Annotated in this window: 18 protein-coding genes; 9 read left to right on the forward strand and 9 right to left on the reverse strand. The window is 49.6% G+C overall.

Going from position 1 to position 24131, the window contains the following annotated elements:
* The first annotated feature begins 235 nt into the window (after positions 1-235).
* Positions 236-1111 carry an SDR family oxidoreductase gene (locus tag GQS10_RS11455; RefSeq protein ID WP_166242209.1) on the forward strand — a complete coding sequence of 292 codons (876 nt, stop codon included), beginning with the start codon at positions 236-238 and terminating at the stop codon, positions 1109-1111.
* A gap of 77 nt (positions 1112-1188) precedes the next feature.
* Here the strand turns inward: GQS10_RS11455 and GQS10_RS11460 are convergent, their stop codons facing one another.
* From GQS10_RS11460 to GQS10_RS11490, 7 genes are all read right to left on the reverse strand, one after another.
* Positions 1189-1521, reverse strand: coding sequence for a hypothetical protein (locus tag GQS10_RS11460; RefSeq protein WP_166242211.1), 333 nt, complete (start codon positions 1519-1521; stop codon positions 1189-1191).
* A gap of 155 nt (positions 1522-1676) precedes the next feature.
* Positions 1677-2015 (reverse strand): DUF2512 family protein, encoded by a 339-nt coding sequence (locus tag GQS10_RS11465; RefSeq protein ID WP_166242213.1) that lies wholly within the window; start codon positions 2013-2015, stop codon positions 1677-1679.
* 97 nt (positions 2016-2112) lie between these two features.
* On the reverse strand, positions 2113-3882 hold the full coding sequence (locus tag GQS10_RS11470; protein ID WP_166242215.1) for an ABC transporter ATP-binding protein: 1770 nt from the start codon (positions 3880-3882) through the stop codon (positions 2113-2115).
* A 205-nt stretch (positions 3883-4087) separates the two neighbouring features.
* Complete coding sequence (locus tag GQS10_RS11475) at positions 4088-4312, reverse strand: cold-inducible protein YdjO-related protein (RefSeq protein WP_166242216.1); 225 nt, start codon at positions 4310-4312, stop codon at positions 4088-4090.
* A gap of 67 nt (positions 4313-4379) precedes the next feature.
* A complete protein-coding gene (locus GQS10_RS11480) occupies positions 4380-5582 on the reverse strand; it encodes a Ger(x)C family spore germination protein (RefSeq protein ID WP_279537997.1) in 1203 nt (400 codons plus the stop codon).
* Complete coding sequence (locus GQS10_RS11485) at positions 5579-7132, reverse strand: spore germination protein (protein WP_166242220.1); 1554 nt, start codon at positions 7130-7132, stop codon at positions 5579-5581. The genes GQS10_RS11480 and GQS10_RS11485 overlap by 4 nt, the downstream gene beginning before the upstream one ends.
* A gap of 4 nt (positions 7133-7136) precedes the next feature.
* Positions 7137-8234, reverse strand: a complete 1098-nt coding sequence (locus tag GQS10_RS11490; protein ID WP_166242222.1) for a GerAB/ArcD/ProY family transporter — start codon at positions 8232-8234, stop codon at positions 7137-7139.
* Positions 8235-8647: 413 nt separating this feature from the next.
* On the opposite strand from GQS10_RS11490, the gene GQS10_RS11495 reads away from it, so the two are divergent.
* Entirely contained in the window at positions 8648-8899 is a 252-nt protein-coding gene (locus GQS10_RS11495; protein WP_166242224.1) for a hypothetical protein, read from the forward strand.
* A 149-nt stretch (positions 8900-9048) separates the two neighbouring features.
* Here the strand turns inward: GQS10_RS11495 and GQS10_RS11500 are convergent, their stop codons facing one another.
* On the reverse strand, positions 9049-11331 hold the full coding sequence (locus tag GQS10_RS11500) for a rhamnogalacturonan lyase (RefSeq protein ID WP_424991786.1): 2283 nt from the start codon (positions 11329-11331) through the stop codon (positions 9049-9051).
* 330 nt (positions 11332-11661) lie between these two features.
* Between GQS10_RS11500 and GQS10_RS11505 the strand changes: the two genes are divergently transcribed.
* The 7 genes from GQS10_RS11505 (at position 11662) to GQS10_RS11535 (ending at position 22078) form a co-directional block, all read left to right on the forward strand.
* On the forward strand, positions 11662-12927 hold the full coding sequence (locus GQS10_RS11505; protein ID WP_166242228.1) for a hypothetical protein: 1266 nt from the start codon (positions 11662-11664) through the stop codon (positions 12925-12927).
* A 19-nt stretch (positions 12928-12946) separates the two neighbouring features.
* Positions 12947-15184, forward strand: coding sequence for a glycoside hydrolase family 88/105 protein (locus tag GQS10_RS11510; protein ID WP_166242230.1), 2238 nt, complete (start codon positions 12947-12949; stop codon positions 15182-15184).
* A gap of 153 nt (positions 15185-15337) precedes the next feature.
* Positions 15338-17704 (forward strand): AraC family transcriptional regulator, encoded by a 2367-nt coding sequence (locus tag GQS10_RS11515; RefSeq protein ID WP_166242232.1) that lies wholly within the window; start codon positions 15338-15340, stop codon positions 17702-17704.
* A gap of 158 nt (positions 17705-17862) precedes the next feature.
* Entirely contained in the window at positions 17863-18840 is a 978-nt protein-coding gene (locus tag GQS10_RS11520) for an ABC transporter permease (protein ID WP_166242234.1), read from the forward strand.
* Between the two features lie 21 nt (positions 18841-18861).
* Positions 18862-19746: a carbohydrate ABC transporter permease gene (locus GQS10_RS11525; protein ID WP_166242236.1), complete on the forward strand. Its 885-nt coding sequence runs from the start codon at positions 18862-18864 to the stop codon at positions 19744-19746.
* A gap of 37 nt (positions 19747-19783) precedes the next feature.
* On the forward strand, positions 19784-21352 hold the full coding sequence (locus GQS10_RS11530) for an extracellular solute-binding protein (RefSeq protein WP_166242238.1): 1569 nt from the start codon (positions 19784-19786) through the stop codon (positions 21350-21352).
* Between the two features lie 108 nt (positions 21353-21460).
* Positions 21461-22078, forward strand: a complete 618-nt coding sequence (locus GQS10_RS11535) for a TraX family protein (protein ID WP_166242240.1) — start codon at positions 21461-21463, stop codon at positions 22076-22078.
* Positions 22079-22137: 59 nt separating this feature from the next.
* Here the strand turns inward: GQS10_RS11535 and GQS10_RS11540 are convergent, their stop codons facing one another.
* Positions 22138-24102: a methyl-accepting chemotaxis protein gene (locus GQS10_RS11540; RefSeq protein ID WP_166242242.1), complete on the reverse strand. Its 1965-nt coding sequence runs from the start codon at positions 24100-24102 to the stop codon at positions 22138-22140.
* Positions 24103-24131: the final 29 nt, after the last annotated feature.

Genomic DNA, 24131 nt, shown 5'->3' on the forward strand with positions numbered 1-24131 from the left:
ATGACCACACTTCGGTGTGGTTTTTTTGTTTTTCTGCCAAGCCAATGTTAAGAAGTGTATGCTTTATTAATCCAGCTGCCAATTTGGAAAAGCGCATTTTGAAACTTATCTTTGGTGTGAAGGTTCCACCGGAACAAGCGACGATGTTTGGTTTGAGTACATGGACTTTTATCAAATAGAGTGTCAAAGCCTAGTGCATACTAAACGAAATCGAATGAAAGGGGCACGAAATAAAATGTCGACGACAACTCAGGAAAAACCAAAGCAAGCCTTTCCACCGCAGCACCAGAATCAGCAGCCGGGAATAGAGAGCCAGATGAATCCAACTCCGGTATTCGAGGACCGGCAGTATAAAGCGGCCGGTAAGCTAACTGGAAAAACGGCATTAATTACTGGTGGGGACAGCGGAATTGGCAGAGCTGTCGCTGTGACCTATGCCAAGGAAGGCGCTGATGTAGCGATTGTATACTTAAATGAACATAGTGACGCGGAAGAGACAAAACGACAGGTGGAACAAGAGGGCCGTCGGTGCTTATTAATTTCCGGGGATATTGGAAATGAGGCGTTTTGCCAAGAAGCTGTAGAGAAAACAGTGAAAGAATTGGGCTCGCTTCAGATCTTAGTCAATAATGCGGCCGAGCAGCATCCGCAAAAGCAATTTGAGGATATCACGGCGGAACAGCTGGAGCGGACGTTTCGGACCAATATATTTTCGTTCTTTTACTTAACTAAAGCCGCGTTAAAGCATTTGAAGACGGGTGCTTCCATTATTAATACGACATCGATCACTGCGTATCAAGGGAATGAAATGTTAATTGATTATTCTGCGACAAAAGGGGCCATTGTAACGTTTACACGATCCTTGTCCTTAAATCTTATCAAGAAGGGAATCCGTGTTAACGGTGTAGCTCCAGGACCTATTTGGACACCCTTAATCCCGTCAACCTTCGACGAACAGCAGGTCTCCCAATTCGGTGCAAATACACCGATGAAGCGTGCGGGACAGCCAGAGGAGCTGGCACCGAGCTACGTATTCTTAGCAAGCGATGATTCCTCCTACATGTCCGGGCAGATTTTGCATGTGAATGGTGGTACCGTGGTCAACGGATAGGTAGTGATTAAATGGTGTCATGATTGGAATTGAAAAACGAGCCTAAGCAATTGCAAAGGCTCGTTTTTATATTGATATTAAGGAAAATCGCGGGCGTAAGCATCAATCATGCCTCTAAGGCGATACAAGGCGGAGGTAAGCTTTGCATTCATATCGCCATCCCGATTTTGCTTCGTGTACTCGTTAAGCTCCGTGTAAAGCTCGCTCATCGCAAAACGGGGATCTTCTTCAAGCAGTGGTTGTTCACCTGCAGACTGCGTAACGACCCCATTTGTTAGGCGTTCAAAGTCTTTTTCTGAATATTGATTTACATAGGACTGGATTTTATCGACTTGCGCCTGGACTGATGCAGGGATATTTTCTACATTATTAAGCTCCGCCAGTAATGCTGCTACTTCACGTTTATCCATACGACAACGCCTCCTTCAATGAAGCACTTCGAACTTAGGTCCATTCTAGTTTGTCCAAGGGGGTCGCTCCGCATGAATGCATTTATGAAACCGAATTAAACCTTAACAGGAAAGAAAAACGCTTGCCCCAAAAGGAACAAGCGCAGCTTCAATCATTAGGCAGCTCTTCGCATCGTGCTTCCTAGATAAGAATGGTACCAGATCTCGGACACGGCAATCAAAGCAGCAATTAAGAAAGATTCCCCGCTGGTAAGTCCCCATCCCAACTGTGCCGATACGAACCATAAAAACAAAAAAGCAAGACCGAAATCTGCAATGGTTGCGATTGTGTTGTTCGTAGCAGGAAGCACCATACGATCTCCCAAAATATAAGCAATAACGCAAAGTGCGACAGCTGCTATGGCAGCTTCCCAGAAGGTCGCGTCAGAAAGCCAGTAAATGAGCGGTATTGCGATAATTCCGTTCAGCATAAGCTTGACGAAAAATTTACCCATGCGATCAACTCCTTATTTAGAAATGAATGACCCATACTTGGTTTTCCCAAGCATGCTTCGTTTCATTCAGGGAGTATGTGCATGCAGCTTACGCTCACTAAGTGGAAAATGCTGCTTTTTGAGGAAATTGAAGCTCGTAAAGTGTCTTATAACGGCCATTCTCTGCGAGTAATGTGGAATGAGTTCCGCTCTCTATGATGGTTCCTTTCTCTAAAACGCAGATGCGATCGGCATTTTGGATTGTCGAAAGACGATGTGCGATAATTAAACAGGTTCGTCCGGCCAGCAGAGTGGCGAGAGCCTGTTGGATAAGGGTTTCTGACTCCGTGTCCAAAGCTGCAGTTGCTTCATCCAAAATGACAATTCGCGGATTTTTCAATAGTGCTCGAGCAATAGATAAGCGCTGTTTCTGACCGCCGGAAAGCTTGACCCCGCGCTCACCGATGGCGGAGTCATAACCATGCTCAAAGGATAAAATAAAATCATGGGCGTTAGCTGCTTTAGCGGCTGCGATCATTTCTTCATCGGAAGCATCCGGTTTTCCATAGCATATATTTTCACGTATCGTCCCATTCAGTAAAATATTATCTTGCGAGACAATGCCGATTTGTTCCCGAAGCGAACGAAGCGTTACGTCCCTGATCGGAATACCGTCAATCGTAATGTTCCCTTCCTGGGGATCGTAAAAACGAGCGATTAAATGAGCGATCGTAGATTTTCCGGAGCCTGAGGAACCGACTAGCGCTGTCGTTTGTCCTGCTTCAAGCACCAAATTAAAATGGTGAAGCACGGGGTTCGCTGCCTGATAAGCAAACGCGATGTCCCGCATTTCGATACGGCCTCCAACAGGAGGAAGGGACTGCGCTCCTTCCGCTTCGATGGTGTCCGGCTGCGCAGCTAAAATTTCGACGATGCGCTCATAGGCCGCTGCCGATTGCTGGATGGTGTTGATGAGCCGGCTGAAATGTCGAACAGGGCTCTGTAACAATCGCAGATAAGCAAGAAAGGCAACAATTGAGCCGATCGTTAGGCTTTTGTCATGCATAGCGAACCATGCCCCAAATCCGAGAACCGCTGCGTAACCGAGGTAGTTGATCCAATCAATGATCGGTTCATATATGTTACGGAGCTTAACGGAAGCAAGGTTTGCCAACATGTTTTCCCGACTGCGGGCGGCAAAACGCTCGGATTCGTATTCCTCGCTTGCAAATGCTTTAATCAATCGAATACCGGAAAGAGTATCCTGCAAATGGTTGCTTACTTCGGCGTTTGACTTTTGAACGTTCCGGTACAAGCCTCGCATTCGCTTGCTAAAATAACGTGTGGTGAAATACATGAGAGGGAATGTAGCTAGTGCGATTACGGTTAATTTCCAATTCGCGAAAAACATGTAGCTGACAATTCCTACGAAAATAAAAACATCCGTAATGATTTGCAGCATCCCTGAGGAAATCAGCTGCTGCATCATGCCAATATCGCTTGTAACCCGCGACATCAGATCGCCGGTCCGATTGCGGTCGAAAAATTTCATGTCTAAATACTGAATATGCCGGTAGAGCTCATTTCGCAGCTCGAAGATGGCCTGCTGTCCAATTTTTGCCATCGAAAACGTTGTAATATATTGAAAAAGGCCAAGAAAAGCCGATGCCGCCAAAATGCCGAAACCAACCCAGAGCAGCTGGGAATAGGCGCTGTTCGGGATGATGGAATCAATCGTGTATTGTACAAGCTGCGGAATCGCAAATTCAAGTAATGTAATGGCCAGGATGCTGAGAAAAGCGGATAATAATAGTCCATACTTTGTCCGAACATGGAAAAATAGTCGTTTGTACATCGCCCAAACCGTGCCTGGATTCGCTTTTGACATTTGTCCATATCGGGAAGAATTTGTTGATGGCGGTGGAACTGCAGTATTTATAGTCATCCCTCCTCTGTGAATTACTAGTTCAATCCCATCGCAGCTTCGTAGAACCCGAACCCCATCATTATATAGTAATGAGATTGATCGAATGGTGTCAATATCGTCTTCATGGCAGAAGACGCTCCCCCGAATGGAGAGAGCGTCTTCTTTTTTAATGCAGCAAAGGCGTATCGTTCTGCTGTTTCTTTTTTGGCTTCAGCTTTTTGGCGAGCTTCGGCAAATGCTTCATGCTGCGCATCATGTTGCCCTTGCAAATCGGACAGGCTGGGGTCGACTCTTCGACAAGCTCTTCCCGCATCCATGCTTTACATTCGCTGCTTCTGCATCTCCAAATGGGGACGGGGCTTACCTCGGGCTTAACCGTTTCAATATCCATAAGAACGACACCTCCCGCCATAAGATTCCCATTTGAATTTTTGCTCATTCCGGTTGAGGGCTCTGTCTTATTTTACATCTTGAAGGTAGGGTTTTCGAATGAGTCCGCTTCTCCATAAACGTCCATTTACACGGACTTCGATTTTGGCACGAGCGAATTCCTCATTCCAATCGTCTTTCACCTTTTTAAATTGGGAATGGTTTTGCCTATTCATTTCCTCGCCAAGGCCGAAGATATCGGCCTTATATTTGTTTTGTGCTTTTTCGATTACCTTCTTGATTTCCTCTTCCAGCTTCGTTTCAATCTTTTCTTCATACTTGCGGAATGTTTCCGGTTTTTCCAAATCATCGCTGCATTCCGTACTGATTAAACGGGAGCCAAAATAGACGTTGATGAGAAAATGCGGCGAACCGTTTTTGTAGCTTGCTTTTATGATTCGGGTGGTTGAATCGATCTGTACCGTGAATTGTTTGTTTTTTGCACAGGCGATGGATAGATTTGTTCGTTTCAATTTCTTTTGAAGCAGCAGCATGTAGGGTATCTCATGAACCGGAAGAATCCCTTGCAAATGCTGCCCTCTAAATACGCCAGCTCCTTCCATAACGACAAGTGCGCTGGGCTCCACCTTCTTCAGGTTTTCTGTTGAGCCGCCTGATTTTGCGTTGCCTTTGACACGAACGACTGCGGTTACAGGCTCGCGGCCAGGCGAAAGCAGCGCTGAGACAACATCCTTCATTCGGACGTCTGGATCGCCGCCCCATTCCTCGTACAAGGTAGGCATCTGGATGTTTAACTTCATCGTAGAAGCTTTCTGCAGCGGATACGTAATTTTTAATATGTTGGCTGCGGGCACGCCCTTTGAAATCAAGATGTTAAAATCGTCGCGAATTTCGCGGTGTCTTTCGAGAAAATCGAAAAATTCCAGCATTCCGGCTTTTGCGATTTGTTCACTGATGACGATGACACGCATGTGGGAAAAGACGAGATGTCTGGATAATCCGATATTCAATTTTTTGGCCAGCTCGGCAATGTTATCTCCTTCGTGGCTGAATACAACGGTTGGGGCGGAGTCCCCTTTTGTTTTCGGATTGAGTTCCGTTCCATTTAGCACTTCGACCGTTAAGCGATATTTATGGTCCTTTGCTTGATCGATCGCTAAGCCGGTTACAAGGGATATTTCGTTAAGCTCCAATCGATCCCAGCAACCAGTAAGAATCATAAAGAGAAGGAGGGAGCACCAGATTTTCAACCAGATTCGGCAATGTTTCATTGGTTATCTACCTTATCCTTTGATGGTGGTGACGGATTATGTGCGTTGGGCTGTTTCGTTTGATTCGGCGAACGAAAGGTTTCTGGGCGTTTTTTCATGGACCAAGCGGGAAAGCGGACAAACGTGTCCTTCTGGTCTGCGCTAAAAAAAGGCGCAATAGGCGATAAATAAGAAATACCGAATGAGCGTAAGCTGCACAAATGCCCGACCATCATCATCAGCCCGAGTAAGACGCCGTACAAGCCCATGAAGCCTGCGATAATCATAAATACAAAGCGTAATAACCGGGAAGCATTCGAAAAATTGTAGACGGGCGCCACAAAGCTGGCAATCGCCGTTAAGGCCACCACAATAACCATGGCATTGGAGATGATTCCAGCTTCTACGGCAGCTTGACCGATCACAAGGCCGCCGACGATTGAAATCGTGCCGCCGACAGCCCTTGGCATTCGTACACCGGCTTCGCGCAAAATCTCGAAGGTAAGCTCCATGAGAAAAGCTTCAACGACCGCGGGGAAAGGCACGCCTTCCCTTTGCGCAAGAATCGTAATGATGAGCGGCGTCGGGATCAGCTCATGATGAAAGGAAATGACCGCAACATACATAGAGGGAAGCAGCAGTGATATCATAAACGCAAAGTGTCGAATAAGCCGGAGAAAGCTGCCCATGAAAAAAGATTGGTAGTAATCCTCGGAGGATACGGCAAAATCGTTAAATATCACCGGTACGGTGAGTACAAAAGGAGTGCCGTCAACAAGGATGGCCGCTTTCCCTGAAAGGAGATGAGCGGTTACGGTATCCGGCCGCTCCGTATTGTATACAAGCGGAAACGGAGTAAAGCTTTTATCCGTAACGAACTCCTCCACGGTAGCCGATTCAAGGATGGCATTCGTATTAATTTTGTGCAGCCTTGTGCGGATTTCCTCTAAAATTTCGTTGTTAATAATGCCGTCGATATAAGCAAGCACGACTCCAGTGCCGGTTTCTTTTCCTATCGTAAAGCTTTCAAAACGAAGCGAAGCATTTTTTATTCTTTTGCGGAGCAGGTTTAGATTCGTAAATAAATCCTCAATAAAAGATTCCTTCGGACCTTTAATAATCGTCTGCGTGCTTGGCTCGGAAATCGAGCGTTTATTGCTTTGCTCAGCAAATAACAGAAGAACGGACGGTATGCCATCGATCGCGACTAAAGTATAACCGCCCAGCAGCTTTTGCACAGCAGATTGTTCGGATTCGGTATATTCGTGCAAAATGCCGGCGAATAGCTGATCACCAAATTTCGTCCAGTTCTCCGTGCTCCATTCCGTTCCTTTTTCGTTTCGGGTAAGGGCGGATGCTGCGGATAGTGGATGAAGAATCCGGTCTGTAATCGTCTTTAAGTCAGCCATCGCTTGTAAATAACAAACGAGCCCTTTGTTGCCTCCGATGTGAACCGGTTCAATAATAAGATCCATCGATTTCCCGAATATCGTTTGAAGTCTTTTTTCTAAGGCTTCGGTTTGAACTGGCAGTGACGCATGGCTCGAAGCACTAGGGATGCGGGCTTGCATTCTTTTAACCTTCTTTCCATCGGGCTTTGACGTATAAAATAAGAAGCAGCAGCAGTGGAAATCCAATCTGAAAGGGCATATGTAAATAGAGCGGAACGAATTTCACCCCTTCTTCAATATGCTCAGAGAAATTTCCAGCGATCAGCTGTGCAAAAATACTGATCAGTAGTCCCGTGGGAACGATAAACTGTCGGTAAGGGATGCGGAATAAGTATTCCAAGCCCTTGAGGCCCGAGAAAAAAAACAGACTTATTTTCACCAGAATTCCAAGCATCATAATAAACACGACTAGGGCGTCCAGTCGTTCGATAAAGTTCGCGATCGAAACCTCTCGAACAGCGCTCAGAAGTGGAAAGGTGGACCGTTCTGCCATTTCCGGACCTAAGACGGCGAGCTTGAGCGCGGTATGATAGCTTAAAAAGAGCCCCACTGTAACTACCGCCCAAAGGCTCGTTCTTGTAAGCTTTTTGAGAGGGTTAAATTGAGCCATTACAATAGTAATTACAATTGCTTCTCCAAATGGAAAGCCGATGAGGGTCGGGAACACAGCTTTCGCGATGGGCTGTAAACCGTCGGCTAGAATAGGCCTAAGCCGCTGCAGGTCAATATCTCCGCCTATCAGTAAAAAGGCGCTGATCATGAGCAGGAATAAGATGAAATAGGGAAGGAAAATTTGTGCGCTTCTAGCGAGTACCTCCGGTCCGAGATAGAGGATGTAAATAACAGCTATCATAAATAGGATAGAGATCGCTTCGATGGGCGTTTGCGGCAGCACGTCGGTTACGAGCAGCTCGGAAAAATCCCGCAAAACACGGCTTGCAATATAGAAGAAATAAAGGATGTAAGGTAGTGAAAGAAGCATTGCCGCCCATTTTCCGAACGAAGCCTCCATCATCTCGTACAAATTGTTGCCTGGACATAAACGGCTTAATAGACAGTACATATACATTATCAGCACACCAAACAGTGTCGCGGCAAGGACGGCAATCCATGCGTCCTGCTTCGCTTCAGCTGCGATCCCGACCACAACGGAGGTACCGGTTTGATGAAAGAGAATTAAGACGAATAATTGCTGAGGTGAAATAACTTCCTTAGTGTTCATGGGTTGGTTTCGCCTCCGAACGGCTCCGTTTTGCAAGATACCGCCGATAATCGATGTATAATGCCGATCCGAGAGAGAGAAGGAATGTCATCAATAGCATGTATCGGGCATTACTCATAACACTGACGTAAAGATAATATATAGCGGTGAACCAGGGGATACGGTAAATAACCATATCGAAGCTGACGACTGAAATAAAAAGGAAGAACATGATCAAAACAGATGCTGCAGTTACCATGGGTCCTCCCTCAGGATCATATGCTAACCATTTCCTGTTGTTTTTGGTTAGTATGGCAACGCCTCGGACTTCTTATGAATAACAAATAAGGCGTGAATCCTTCCTAGGCTGCATATAGATGAAATAATACGAAAATAGCGGCTGGATTGCCGCATTTACAGGAGGGGGCCAGTTCATGAACCGGATCCGATTAAACCTCTCGAAACGGATTTCTCTGCTTACCATGCTGATCGGAATTTTACTTATTGTGGTTGGAATCTTGCAGGTGATTCCGGAAACTGGACTTCTCGGGTATGTTTGGCTTGTAGGGGCGTTTGGGGTCACGATATTCCATGGAATTAATGTGTGCACGAAGTCTGCAGCTGCCTTTGCGTATGTAGACAAGCTGAGCAGGAGCCGTACCAAGGTGCGGGGGCTTGCGAAATAAGGAATTCAGGCAGCCCGCAAAAGGGTGGACAGGCTTCATGGAGCTTGGCGGATGTCGGTAATCGGATAACCCGATGGGGGGCGTCCGGTTCCACAAAAAAGGACACGAAAACGCATGGTGTGTGCGTTCCATGTCCTTTTTGTTGTAGGTTAGTCTACTCGTACCTCGATCGTATCGGTTCCGCTGAAGCGGCTGCCGTCGGTGAGCCGCCCGCTTACCGTGACCTCGAGTGTGCCGCTTGCACCAGTGAGAGCTTCATTCACTTTGCTGCGATCAAAGGTAACCACGGCGTTATGCTTTGAACCGCGCTCGCCGCGCGAATCGCGGTCATTTCCATGATCTTCGTCGTGCCGGCCTTTTGGAGCTTCGGCGGCAATGACGGAGCCGTATACGCTCATGGTTACGGAAGCTTCGTCAATGGAGGCTCCGATATTTCGGTCCAGCGAAACCCGAACAGTTAAGGGCTGTTTGCCTCCTCTATCCTTTAGTTTCACGTGATTTGGATGAACAGCGATTTTGGCCGGAACGGTGACGTAGATGTTCGGCTTGGCCGGAGCTGTCATGCCTTCTCCAAGATAATAGCTCGTGTGCGGCGGCTGATTGTAGGAAACGTTCTGCCATGCAATCCCTAGCCGATACACCGGATCATGCATCAGGGTGGGCAAACGGTAATCGGTCAGGTGCGTCGTCGTAAAAATACGCAGTGCACTGCTGTCCGCCGTTCTCCAAATTGCTTCTTCTCTCCAATCGCCCAGCAAATCCGCCTGCAAGCTCGGATTGCCTTTCGTGTAGTTGTTGGAACGCGTGTTTTCGGCTGTTAACAGGTTAACGGTTTGCTTCGTCTCATAATTCCACTTATCGATTTTGCCGATACCGTCCGGTGCATTCCAATTATGATCCAGCAGCTCGCGCAGCAGATCGCCATCCCACCAAATGCCGTGATTAATTGAAGAAGGAATTTCGTCGCCGATTTTTTCACCTTTGGCGTTAAATAAACCGAACCCGCCGGATGCCCATACCTCTTCGCCAACATAATTCGGATCAATATCGGCGGACATGCCGCGGCCTGTGTCTTTGCCGGTGTACACTCCCCAGATTGTTTCGCCGCTGTCGGCATCACGGAATTCGAGACCGTACGGGGAGGTTTTTGATTCGTGAACCTGGAACACCTCCATGCCCGGACGAGCAGGGTCTAGATCACCCAGGTGCATCGCATCGCCATGTCCCAGACCGGTAGTGTAGAGACCCGTTCCGTCGTGATCGATCGCGCAGGCGCCGTAAATGATTTCATCCTTCCCGTCGCCGTCGACATCAGCCACGCTGAGGTTATGATTGCCTTGGCCGGCATAGCCGCCGTTGCCCGGGTCGTTGCTGTCGAAGGTCCATACCTTCGTGAGCTGGCCGTCGCGCCAGTTATAGGCTGCCAGGACCGCGCGGGTGTAATATCCGCGTGCCATGATCAGGCTTGGCCGCTCGCCGTCCAAATATGCGACTGCTGCGAGGAAGCGGTCTACGCGGTTCCCGTAGCCATCGCCCCAATCGCTGACATTTCCGCGCGGCGGATCATAAGGCACGGTGGCCATTTCTGCGCCAGTCAGGCCGTTGAAAATGGTAAGGAACTCCGGCCCATCAAGCACGCGCCCTTGATCATTGCGGTAATCGGCATTGGCGTCGCCGATGACGCGGCCTGTTCCGTCGACCGTGCCGTCGGCAGTCTTCATCGCGACTTCGGCTTTGCCGTCGCCGTCCAGATCGTACACCATAAATTGGGTGTAATGCGCCCCTGCACGAATGTTGCGTCCAAGGTCGATACGCCACAGAAGTGTGCCGTCTAGCTTGTAGGTGTCGACATAGACCGGACCGGTAAAGCCGTTTCTGGAATTGTCCTGCGAGTTGGATGGATCCCATTTCAGGATAAGCTCATATTGCCCGTCGCCGTCCACATCGCCAACACTTGCGTCGTTTGCGCTGTATGTATAAGGCGTTCCATCCGGGTTCACGCCGTCCGCAGGCTTCTGCAGCGGAACATCGAGATAAGGGTTAGCCCAAACTCCTGCGGAGGCGGCATCTCTTTGCTCGCGTCCGCCGATGACGGAACGGACGGAATAGGTTCCGGAAGCGCTTCCTTTTTTATCGATAAAGTTGGTGCTTCCAGTAATAGGAGAGGAATTGATTTTTTTACCGTCACGGTAAAGGTTAAATGCGATCTCCGACGGATCGGTTCCGAGCAAACGCCAGCTTACAAAAATCCCTTCATTCGTTCGTACAGCGACAACGCCCCGATCCAAATATTCCATTTGGCGGTTCATCTGGACTGCCTCCGTTTCGGCTGCGGCTGCTTGCTGCAAAGGCATCCCTAATACTGCGACCTGCATACAGCACAATAACGAAAGACCGGTTTTCCCTAGACGGGATTTTGTTTGTTTCCACATCTTCATCAAACCTCCTCGTATGAATTAGTGACCGCGTTTAAGGGTTGGACCCTCCGCGGCTCGGCTCTTTCACGGTAAAGGATAGTGCGCGTTCCCGGCAATCGGATATTTTCGCTCAAGTTGGATTCTTTTGATTGCAAAAAAGTGAAAGGCGCAGCAAAAAAGTCTAACATCTGGATACACGCGGAAAGTGTGGAAGGGGAGCTTTGCAAGAATGTGTCATTGTTGGGAAGGATGCACTTCGTTACGATACAAGATACGAGTACAGTTATCATTTTAACTGGAGAATGAGCATCTCATTATGAAATGAACAAGAGGGAGGACAAAAGCATGCCGGTTACACCGATACAGCCGGCCCTTCTCGGCAAAATCGATATTAGCCGGGCGGGACCGCGAAGCAAGATGCTCCTTGGGGATATAAATGGCGACGGGAAAATGGAAATGGTGATGGTGCAGGCGGACGATCGGCAGGATGTTCGGTATATCCCGCATCAGGTTCAGTGTATTACCGCCTTTGATCTATCCGGGGAGCTCCTTTGGCAAAATGGGACTCCGAGCGAGACGGCGGGAGGTCCGGGCTCGGATTATCCTGCACAAATTTACGATTGGAACGGTGACGGGCAGCTGGAGGTGCTGTGCGTTATGGATAACCGCTTTCGTATTTTGAGCGGTCAAGACGGGACGGAGCTTGCCTCGTATGAGCTGCCTTCGACGGAAGCGCATGACTGCATTATTATTGCCAATCTATCCGGGGCGGACCGGGCGTCGGATGTCATTTTGAAGGACCGGTACCACAACATGTGGGCGCTGGACAACCAGTTTCAGCTGCTTTGGTCGTACACGGGAAACCCGGGACATTTTCCATGGGCGTACGATTTGGATGGCGATGGCCGTGACGAGGTGATGGCCGGATACGATCTGCTCGATAGCACGGGCAGGAAGCTATGGTCGTGCAGTGAGCTTGAAGATCATGCCGACTGCGTCTGGGTAGGAGATGTAAATGGGGACGGTCAGCCGGAGCTGGTGATCGGCGGAAGTGTAACGGTGATGTACGACCGCACCGGCAGGGAGCTGTGGCGCTATGAAGGCTCTATCGAATCGCAGCATGTTGCGCTAGGCAAGTTTCGCAAAGATCTTCCCGGCTTGCAGGTCGCCGGGTTGGATCGGATTGTACGCGGCGATGCCAATAATGCAAAGGGGCGCGACGCCTTGTTTTTGCTGGACTGCGAAGGCAAGGAGGTGTGGAAGGAAGCTCGTACGACGGACGGATGGCTTACCATTATTGAAACGTTGAGCGGCTGGGATGACAGCGGCTTGGATTATATTATGGCCTACCGCAGAGGCGGGGGGCTGCCCCCGACACTGGTTGACGGGGAAATGAACGCGGTTGTGCAGTTTCCTGCGGAAGGTTACGTTGTCCACGCGGATTTGCTCGGGACGGGTCGAGAGCAGGTCATCATCTATGGGGAAGGAAGCGCATCGATCTTTTCAGCGGTGCATATGAGTTTACAGGGGAATGGGACGGCACTCGGGCCGCTGCCGCAGATTAAACGGCTGTACAGCTCGACGTTGTATCCGGGAGGACAATTGGAATAGATATGGGAGGGAATTGAAGATGAGCTATATTCAACCCAAGCAATCGATGGCCGCCAGGTGGGCGGGAAACACCGATGAAACGCTGCGAACCATTGCCAATCGCTTCGTAGGCGTTCATCCCAAGCATCCGCCGGTGCTGCGGACGTCGAGCAGAGCGGGCTTTATACGCGGGGAGGATTATCGCTACGAAATGAATCTGGGCCAGCGCTTCGAAGAACTGCTGCCGGGAAGTTACGTTTATGTGTGGTCAAAGCTGTGGCAGGACAAGGATGGAGAGCTTCCCTTCAGCGTTAGCTGCTACAGCCCTGTTCGTGTGTATATTAATGGGATTGTACAGTTTGAATCGAATTTGAACGATGATGTGTTTCCTGAGCGGAAAACGGGCTTTCGAGGCAAGCTGTTACAGGGATATAACGATATTATGCTTGAATTTACGGCGGTAGGCACCGGCTGCGGCGGCCGCTTCGGAACGGGCTCCGTCAAAGGGGCACCGCTGCATTTCCTCTGTCCGACGCGGGAGCGGGAAGGGCAGGAGGGCTGGATTTACAGCGAGCCGCAGAAGAAGCGATGGGAGCAGCTTCCTGTAGGGGAGCAGTCGGAATCAGAGCTGGCGGAAGGGACGGGCAGCAGATGGTACCCGGAGCGCCATTGGACACCGAAAGAGCTCGAGAAGGGCGTATTCGGCCGGATTTTTGGCGGCGAGGGTCCTGAGCAGGGGCTGCTAGCGGGCTCCATTGGTTTCGCTTGGTCCACGCTGGTCAATCCAATGCCTAGGGAAGCCGTTCTTTCCTTGAAAGGGAACTATTGCGGACCCTTTACCTTGCTGGTCGATGGAAAGCCTATGCATCGGGAGCGGCAGGCTGCCGGCCAATTTGAGCTCAGCCTTAAACTGGGGTACGGCGCGCATGACGTGCTGATCCGTTCCGAATGCGCTTCCACCAGTGAATGGGGGATTACCTTCGAGCCCTTGGACGCGAAGCTGTCCATCCAATGGGCGCAGCCTCGACCGGTGGAAGGGCTAGCGGATCAATGGCTGTACCTTGGACCGTTTCAGGCCGGCAGTGCGCCGGAGTCGTCAGCCCTTCATCGGATCGATACGGTCTACGGGGAAGGCGAGGAGCAGACCTACTGGCGTGCGGATTTGCCGGAAACATGGGTGCGTCCGTTTTTGGAAAATCCGATGTTTGGACGGTGGAATTATCCGCTTGGCGTTACGCTGTACGGCATACTGCAAACCGGGCTTGAGCTGAAAAGCCCGGATTTGACTGAGTACGTGCTTGCGCATATCGAGCAGTGTACGCGTTTTAACCGCTATGCATTATGGGATCTATCGCAGTACGGTGCTCCCGGCTTGAACCACCAGCTGGCGCTGATCGACAGCCTGGACGACTGCGGATCGTTCGGGGCGACTATGCTTCGAGCGGATCGGGTACGGCCGCTAGAGGGAACAGGTGAGGCGGCGGATCGCATCGCCGACTACATTACGAGGGAGCAGGATCGACTGCCGGACGGAGCGCTGTACCGGGTACGCGGCACCACTGATTTTATGAAGGATACGATGTGGTGTGACGATCTATATATGAGCACGCCGTTTCTTTGCCAATATTACGAGCGGACGGGTGATCCGAAGTACGTAAACGATGCGGCGCAGCAATTTATGCTGTACAGATCCTACTTGTTTATGCCTGATCAACAAATCATGCATCATGTGTACGATTTGAAATTTGGCAGAGGAAACGGGGTGCCGTGGGGAAGGGGCAATGGCTGGGTATTGTTCTCCCTCACGGAGCTGCTGGCCGTGCTGCCTGAAGAGCATGAGCGAAGGGAAGAGCTGCTTGCCTTTTTCCGTGAGCTGTGTGTCGGGTATTTACGTTTACAAGGGGATAATGGCCTTTGGCATCAAGTGCTGACCGATCCCGAATCGTACGAGGAGGCCTCGTGCACATCCATGTTCATCTATGCATTTGCAAGGGGCATTCGCTTTGGCTGGCTTCAAGAGCAGGCCCCATACGTGCAGGCGGTTAACCGTGCATGGGATGCGCTCACCCGCAGATGCCTGGATCAATTCGGCAATGTGTACGGTGTCTGCCGCGGCTCTGGCTATTCCCACAACGCAGATTATTATAAGCATCAGCTGGGCTGGCTGCTGAATGATACCCATGGAATTGGCATCGTGCTTCTTGCCGGAATCGAAAAACGAAAGCTCGATACGTACTTAACGTCCATTGGGGTGAGCCATGTAACCGTGGTACATTGATTTTGTAACTGAAAAAACAACCCTCCCCGTAAACTGGATTTCGGGGAGGGTTTTTGCTAAAAACAAGGAATTTTAACGTTTTATCACTGTTTTTTATACAGTCAACTTATTCCGGTTTGAATAAAGTTAAGGCAAGGGAGGCGAGATCGCGTAATGAAGGAATCTTTGTTCACCGTTTGGAAGCGGCTATGGGCCGGGAATCGCAAAAGCAAAGGCACTTTCTATCGGAAAACGTTAATTCTCATTTTGTTCATTACCTCCATTCCCGGTCTAATTACCGGCCTGCTTATTTACGGCTTTGCAGCGGAACGAATTGACCATGAGCTGGTGCAGCTCCATAAAAATCAAATTGCCCGAAGAGCCGAGACACTGAATCAACAGCTGAGTAATTTAGAGCTGACCATTTCACATTGGGCATATGACCCGAAATTTGATTTTGGCCTGGCAGAAATCGATTTTTACCGGGACTTTCATATTACTCGCGATATTACGAGAACCTTGCTTATTATGGAGGGCTCTATGCCTCTAACCGGAAAGCTTGAATTTTATGTAAATGGGACGCTCCCGGCCTTATTTAATCCGAATTTTCACTTGATGTCACCCGATTCTCAGGAGTGGAGCGGCTTTCAGGATATGCTGAGGGATGGGGCGCCGGTCTATTGGACCCTGCTGCCGTCGAAGACCGGGGGTTCCGGGGATCTTGAGCTGGTGCTCGTTCATGAAATGCCGGGGGGAACGATGGAGCCCTTTGGTTTACTTCTGACACGATTGGATGATGAAAAGGTAACGAGTTTGTTGAAAGCGCTAACACCGTATGAAGAGGGAGAAGCATTTCTTATGCGTTCGGACGGGACGATGCTGGCAGCGACCCATTCGCAGGAGCGGTCGGTGCTGCTGCAGCAACAGCTGCGGGAAGAAATCGGCAAGAAGGGGAAGGGGTCATTTTCTTTTCTATGGGAATGGGAAGGGCACACCTATTCGGTATCGTACGGCCAGTTTGAGCGGATCGGCAGCGAATGGATCTATGTATCCGCAGCGCCGATCAGTGCCATTACGAAGCCAGTTGTTTTTCTATCGAAGATTGTTGTGGGATTAAGCGCCGCAAGTATGCTGCTGGCCTGCCTGCTTTCTTGGTTTGCTTCAAGAAAGCTGTACTCCCCGCTGCAGCGCCTGCTCCGGGTGCTCGATGGAGGCGGTGGATCAAGCGAAGCCGGGGGAGACGTGCAGGATGAATTTGCAAGAATTGAGCGTAGATGGCGGCAGCTGTCGCTCAAAAGCCTGGATTTGCAGCTGGAGCTGGAGCGGCAAATTCCACAGGTGAAGCAGGGCTTTTTGTATCAGCTGGTCCAAGGGTATCTCGTTTCGTATTCCGAAAACGAGCTGTTGAAACGGATGAAGCAGCTCGGGCTGCCGGCGGAGGATCGCCGGTTTCATGTGATGTATATTCAGCTTAACGGGATGACGAAGGCAAGTATGAGCGGGAGATATGGTCAAAGGGACGAAGGGCTCGTTACTTTCGCTGCGACGAATATTATTGAAGAGCTTTGCAGTACGCGGCTTCCGGACAGTCCTGTGATCAATTTTCATGATTTATCCGTATGCGTCCTTTACGGTGCCCAGGCTCAAGAGGCCGAAGTCCAAACGAAGCAGAAGCTGTCCGTGCTTGGCGATGAGATCATCCATTCCGTCAGCAAAGTGCTTAAGCTTTCCGTTACGGTTTCGATAGGCGGGGCTTCGGTATCGGTGAAGGATGTGCCCGGACTGTTAGAGGAGGCCAAAATGGCTGTCAGCTTCCGCAGTTGGGAGGAGGCCAATCAAATTGTAGATGCATCCCTTCTTCGAGGAGAGGAAGAGGGTGGAAGATTCCAATACCCGTTTGCGGTGGAAAGGGAAGTCGTGCAGGCCATGCGTACGGGCAGGCTGGAAGAAGCAGAGGAGAAGCTGCAGGCCTTTCTTGGGGAGCTCACTTTTGGCGGGGCTAAAGAAATGGATGTGCAGCAAGGGGTTATGAATTTGCTGGGAAGCCTTGAACATGCCATGATGCAGTCCGGCTTTAGTCCGAATCAGCTGCTGGGACCGTCAACCCGGTATGAGCAATTGAGCTCCCTCCGCGAACCGGACGCGATTCAGCGGTGGTTTGCGGATCATGTCATCGCTCCATTTATTCGAGAAATGGAATGCCGTTCCGACTATAAGCTGAAACGAATGATTGAACAGGCGATGGCGTATCTGGAGCTCCATTATATGCGGGATGTGTCGCTTGACGATTGCGCGGAGCATTGCGGAACGAACGCCTTTTTGCTGAGCCGGTCCTTTAAGCAGGTGTCGGGTAAAAATTTTATTGATTACATTACGGACTTGCGAATGAACAAAGCAAAGGAGCTGCTTCGCGACTCGCAGCAAAAAATTAACGAAATCGCCGAGCAGGTCGGCTATCAGCATAGTTACTTTAATCGGCTGTTTAAACGATATGAAGGGTTAACGCCAAGCCAATACCGGGAAACGGTTCGCAGGATGTAAGCCGCGCCGGGCTAGGCACAGCAACATAGTCAAAATTGCCGCAAAAAAGGATCAGATCTTAGTGTAAGCGCAATCAAGAATGTCTTATTGAAGGAAAGCCAGGTGGACACCAGAATGAGAGCAGTACGAAATCGAAGTAAAAGAAAGGGGTGGAAACGATGAGCGGAATATCTGCCAGCCCTGCAGAGGAAAGGCCGACCGGCCCGGCTCCTAGGAAGGGCCCCTGGTCGGAACGGCGCTTTGCACGGAGGCTGAAACGGGATAAGTGGCTTTACTTGCTTCTGCTCCCAGGCTTGCTGTATTTTCTTGTATTTAAGTACGTTCCGATGTGGGGCGTTGCGCTCGCGTTCAAAGATTACCAGCCGTTTACCGGCTTTTGGCACAGCGAATGGGTCGGCTTCGAGCATTTTAAAAACTTTTTTCAGAATCCGGATTTTTTCCGTATTTTACGAAACACATTGCTGCTATCGCTGTATAACCTTGTTTTCTTCTTTCCGGCCCCGATCATACTTGCCCTTCTACTAAATGAGGTCAGAATCGCCATTTACAAAAAAACGCTGCAAACCTTAATCTACGTCCCTCATTTTATATCGATGGTCATTGTGGCGAGTATAACGTACGTGATGCTGACGACAGAAGGCGGCATTATCAACGAGCTGATCTTCCAGTTCACCGGTGAGAAAATCAACTTTCTCTCGAACCCAGAGTGGTTCAGGGCGTTGATTATTATTCAAACGATCTGGAAGGAGAGCGGCTTTGGCACGATTATTTTTCTTGCGGCTTTGGCCGGCGTCGACGTGGAGCAGTACGAGGCTGCTTATGTAGATGGAGCAAACCGCTGGAGACAGCTGTGGCATATCACGCTCCCGTCGATTCGCAGTACGATTGTCATTTTGCTTATTTTGCGTATGGGGGATGTGCTGGAAAATGGCTTCGAGCATATTTACCTGATGACCAATGCGCTGAACCGTGATGTGGCGGATGTGTTTGACACCTATGTTTATATGGTCGGCATTACACAGGGGGCGTTCAGTTATAGTACCGCCGTCGGCCTGTTCAAGTCGATCGTGGGCGTAATATTGGTTTTCGGCAGCAATTACCTTGCGAAGAAATTTGGGGAGAACGGGATTTATTAAGCCCGAAGGAGGTGAGCCGGAATGGGAAAGTATTACCGAAGCTTTGGGGGAACCTTGTTTGATTGCGCGAACTATATCGTGCTCGGCATCTTCGCCATCGTTACGATTCTGCCCTTTATCTATGTCGTGGCCGGATCCTTCGCAACGGATACGGAATTAACCCAACGATCGTTCTTTTTATTTCCGAAAACGTTTTCACTTACTGGATACGAGTACATTTTCTCCTCGAATACGCTTTTCCGCAGCATTGGGGTCTCGATTTTTATTACCGTGTTTGGCACGTTAGTAAATTTACTGTTTACGGTGACGATGGCCTATCCGTTGGCGAAGCGGGATTTGATGGGGCGAAATACGGTTTTAAACCTGGTCGTGTTCTCGATGCTGTTCTCCGGAGGAATGATTCCAACGTATTTGGTTGTCAAAAGCCTTGGGCTGCTTGATTCGTATATGGCGCTTATTTTGCCCGGTGCCATTAGTGCGTTCAACTTGATTATTGTTAAAAATTTTTTTCAAGAGCTGCCGCCGGGCTTGGAGGAATCGGCACGGATCGACGGCTGTACGGAAATCGGCGTGCTGTGGAAAATTGTGCTGCCGCTTTCCAAGCCGGTATTGGCTACGTTCGCGCTGTTTTACGCGGTTGGCCATTGGAACAACTTCTTCGCGGCGTTGCTGTACATTAATGATTCCGATAAATGGCCTCTGCAGGTGCTGCTCCGCCAAATCGTGCTGCTTTCGCAAAGCAATTTTGGGGATGCGTCACAGCTGGATCCGACCTATGTTCAGCCGCCGGAGCAGACGATTAAAATGGCCGTTATCGTGGTCGGGACCCTGCCGATCCTGCTTGTTTATCCATTCCTGCAAAAGCATTTTGCGAAAGGCGTTTTGATTGGTTCGATTAAAGGCTAACCCATGAAGCCTTATCCATTAGAGGAGGAATATAATTATGAAAAGAAAAATGAAATCGTTTTCAGGGAAAAAGTGGGCGGCATCGCTTTTAGTTACTGCACTATCAGTTACTGCTGCGGCAGGCTGTTCGTCCGGCGGCACAACGGGTCAAGGCGAGCAGCCGCAGCCCAATGGGGAAAAGGGAGCTGAGAAGCCTCTTGAGCTGACGATTATGCTGCCTGTTTATAAAACGACGATGCCGGGCGATAATGGTCCGGTTGTACAGGAAATTGAAAAATACACGAATACGGATTTAAAGTTTGAATGGGTGCCTAACAATTCGTATCCCGACAAATTCAACATTACGCTCGCTTCCGGGAAGCTCCCTAAGATTATGGTTGTTCAGGGCAAGCTGCCTTCCTTCATTAATGCAGTTCGCACCGGAGGATTTTGGGATTTGACGCCTTACTTGAAGGATTATAAAAATTTGAGCCAATTTAATCCAATCGTACAGAATAACGTATCGATTGACGGGAAGGTGTACGGGTTATACCGTTCCCGCGCTCTCGGCCGCTACGGGGTATCGTACCGCAAGGATTGGCTTGATAACCTCGGCATGGAAATTCCAAAGACGATCGACGAATTTTACGAGATGCTGAAAGCGTTCTCTGAAAAGGATCCGGATGGGAACGGCAAGGATGATACGTACGGTATGGTCATTTCCAAATATACCGGTCCGTTTGATATTATGCAGATTTGGTTCGGCGTACCGAACAGATGGGGTGAGGATGCGGACGGCAAGCTCATTCCGGCCCATATGACGCTGGAATATTTAGACGCGCTGCGCTTCTTCAAGAAGCTTTACGATGAAAAGCTGATAAATCCGGATTTTGCCGTTATGGATACGGAGAAATGGGGAGATCCGGTTGTAAACGGGCAAGCGGGAGTCATTGTTGACGTGGCCGATCAGGCGGCGCGGCTGGACGATAAAATTCATAGGGCGCTGGCTCAAGCCGGAAAAGATGAGCCTGATCGCCATTATATTGATGTGTTCGGGGCAGTAGAGGGGCCGAAGGGGCTCCGCAACATGCCGACTTCAGGTTACGCTGGAATGGTCTCCATTTCAAAGTCCGGCGTGAAGACCGAGGAGGAGCTGAAGAAGGTTCTTACCTTCCTCGATAAAATGAACGACAAGACGGGGCAAATTTTAGCAACGAACGGAATCGAGGGCCGGCACTACAAAGTGGTGGAAGGCGGCATCGAGCCAAGTAAGGATGTAGCGATGATGGAATCGGAGCTGGAGGGCTTGAACCAAATATTAAGCTATGTACCGGAAGACCTTGCTTTAAAGGTCAAGCAGACACCGCTTCGCGAGAAGACCGCACTTATCCAGAAGGAAAACGAAAAAATTGTGGTGCCGAATCCGGCGGAGCCGTTCGATTCCACGGTTTATGCACAGAAGGGTGTGCAGCTTGACAATATTATTAGTGATGCGCGCACAAAATATATCGTGGGACAAATTGACGAACAAGGAGTCAAGGATGCGATTGAGCTTTGGAGGAAGAGCGGCGGCGACGATTATATAAAGGAAATAAATGAGATGTATCAAGCGGTGAAAAAGAAATAAGCGAGTTACCTTAAAAGGCTTAAGCGGCGCAGAGCGTGGATGCGCCGTTTTTTGCCGTTTACACATGCTCAGCCTATAATGGGAGAAAAGGGGAGGGGGCGGCCGGATATGCTGCAATGGATCGCGATTGTCACGATGCTGATTGATCATATCGGGTATGTTTGGTTCCCGGAGGAGCCGTTATACCGCATTATTGGCAGAATGGCGTTTCCGATTTACGCGTTTTATGTCACCGTTGGGATGAGCCGCACCCGCAGCTTAAACCAGTACATGCTGCGGCTGGGCATCCTCGCCCTGCTGTCACAGCTGCCCTATGCCTTATTGTTCGGCGAGCGGAGCATTAATGTCATTGGAACGTTTTTTGTCTCCGTGTTTGCATTGTCACGGGCGGAGCAGTCGCAGCGGGGTTATGAGAAAAGCTTCTGGCTAATTAGCGCAGGGCTGCTGCTTCAGCTTCTTGAATTCGACTATGGAGCCTACGGACTATGCCTAATGGCAATCTACCGCTACACTCGTTCCTGGTCTATGGTAGGCTATCATTTGGCGCTGAATATGGCGGCGTGGTTCCTTCTCGGCTGGTGGATCATCCTATGGAGCATTATTCCGACAGTAATCATTGCGTTTGTTGCAGAGCGCAGGGACGGGGCAAGACCGGTGCCCAGCTGGCTTTGGCGTTCATTTTATCCGGCCCATTTGGCTGCACTTGCGCTCATGAAATATACATAAAAAAAAGGGAATCCGTATAGGGCATTGCTGCTCCATGGATTCCCGTTCGTTTCTATTTGTTAAACTGATACCAGTTCTTTTGGTTTTTTAGAATCCTGATTTTGTGATTCTGCTCCGTCTGCAGACGGTTCCTCTGCTGCTTTCATCGAAGCTTCTTTCTCTTCGTCACTTCTCTCCTCCTGCTTGTCCTCCGCTGGAAGCTGATCAGAAGCGGCATCAGAAGTGTTTAGAGATGCGTCTTCATATTTTCCTTCTTCTGCTTTACTGTCGTGTGGCTCCATTCGTTCCGTCGGCGGCTGAAGCTTTTCCTCCAAGGTATCAATTCCTTGTTCCTCTGGAAGCTGGAAGCGCTCAAGCTCGCTGAAGAGCTCGGCTGCCATCTGGTTCATGCGTGCAGCTCCATGAGCCACGCGATTTACGGATTCGTTCTGTTCAATTGTAGTGGAGGTTATTTCCTCAACACCCGCCGCCGTTTCTTCGGCAATTGCTGCCACCTGCTGGAGAGAGTCGACAAAACGCTCATTTTGCTTCAGGGCAGTATCCATTCGCTGATCGACCTCATCGATCTGCGTCCCGATTGCATTGACGGCCTCCCAGATCGCATCAAATGACCGATGCGCTTCGTGGACGAGCGAATTTTGCGTTTGCAGTGAAGATCGGGCGCCTTCCAGTCGATTGCCGACAAGCTCGATTTGCTGCTGCAGCTGCTCGATCGTCTTACTTACAGACTTAGACGATTGATTCGTCTGAACGGATAGGGCGCGTACTTCTTCGGCAATGACAGAAAAGCCTCGACCGTGCTGGCCTGCACGAGCGGCTTCGATGGCCGCATTTAAGGCAAGCACATTCGTCTGGTTTGAAATATCCGTAATCGCGCGGATGATGCCGCCGATTTGCTGCGATGCTTGTAAAAGCTCAGAGAGAGAGCTTCCAACCTGCGCCATTTCCTGATCCGAGTGTTCCGCTGACTCCTGCAGCTGGCGAATCGTTTCAGAGCCGGTATTTACGCTTGAAGACACTTCTTTTTCCGACTGCTTAACCATGTTTGCGAAGCTCTTTACCTCATGCAGCTGATGTCCAAGCTCATGCACGGATGATGCGCTTCGATCGGCTTGAACGGCCTGCTGGTTCGCACCCATCGAAATTTCCTCCATCGCATTGACGATGTTCGCATGACTTCCGGAGGCCGCTTGGGTGAATTGGTGAAATGAAGTCGCCTGCTCCTGCAATGACGATGCAATTTGTTTGGTATGTACCATCATGGATGAAATTCGATCCGCCATATGGTCGATATGATCGCTAAGTCTGCCAAGCTCATCTTTTCGCCTAGCATTAATTTTAGCCCTGAAATCTCCCAATGCGAGCTGTTCAACAGATTGCTGAATCGATTGAATTTGCCGTATAAAGGAACGAATAATCAGGAAACCTATAGCTGCAGCAATAATCATTACTACAACAATTGATGATTGCGACACACGCGAGGAGTCGGAAATCAATTGCTCGGAGGCGGCAATAGAAGCCTCTGCTTTTGCGGAGAATATAGAGACGAACCCGTCAACCAGCTCGAAAATATACTGCTGATGGGCTTCTGAGGTTTGATAGACGCGGATAAGTTCATTGTTCAAAAAATTGGGAGCCAGGGTTTTATCGCCTAGAAGCTCTTTCGCCCGGTCGAAATTTCCGACAAATTCGGTAGACACGGTTTTGAGCTGCTGCGAAGCCTTTCGTTCCTCCGCCGATTCCGCCTTTTCGACGAGCTGCTCGACCTGCTGCAAGAAGGTAGCTTTTTCTTTATTGTAAGCTGCCGCTAATTCTTCATTGCGGCTAATAATGTAACCGGCAAAAATGTTGTTCATGGATTGCACGCTAGCTTTTAATTCGTAAGCATGCTGCTTTTCATCGACTCGTTCATTCTGAAAGTGGATCTGGCTGCGGATTTCGCTCAGCTGGGAAATGCTGTACCATCCCGATAAACCAAAAATAAATAACAATGCTGCAAAGGCGGTGATAAGCTTTCCTTTCATAGACCAATTCGTTATTGCTTTTGAAGATA

The sequence above is a fragment of the Paenibacillus turpanensis genome, assembly GCF_011421635.1.
In the GTDB taxonomy this organism is placed as follows: Bacteria; Bacillota; Bacilli; order Paenibacillales; family YIM-B00363; genus Paenibacillus_AK; species Paenibacillus_AK turpanensis.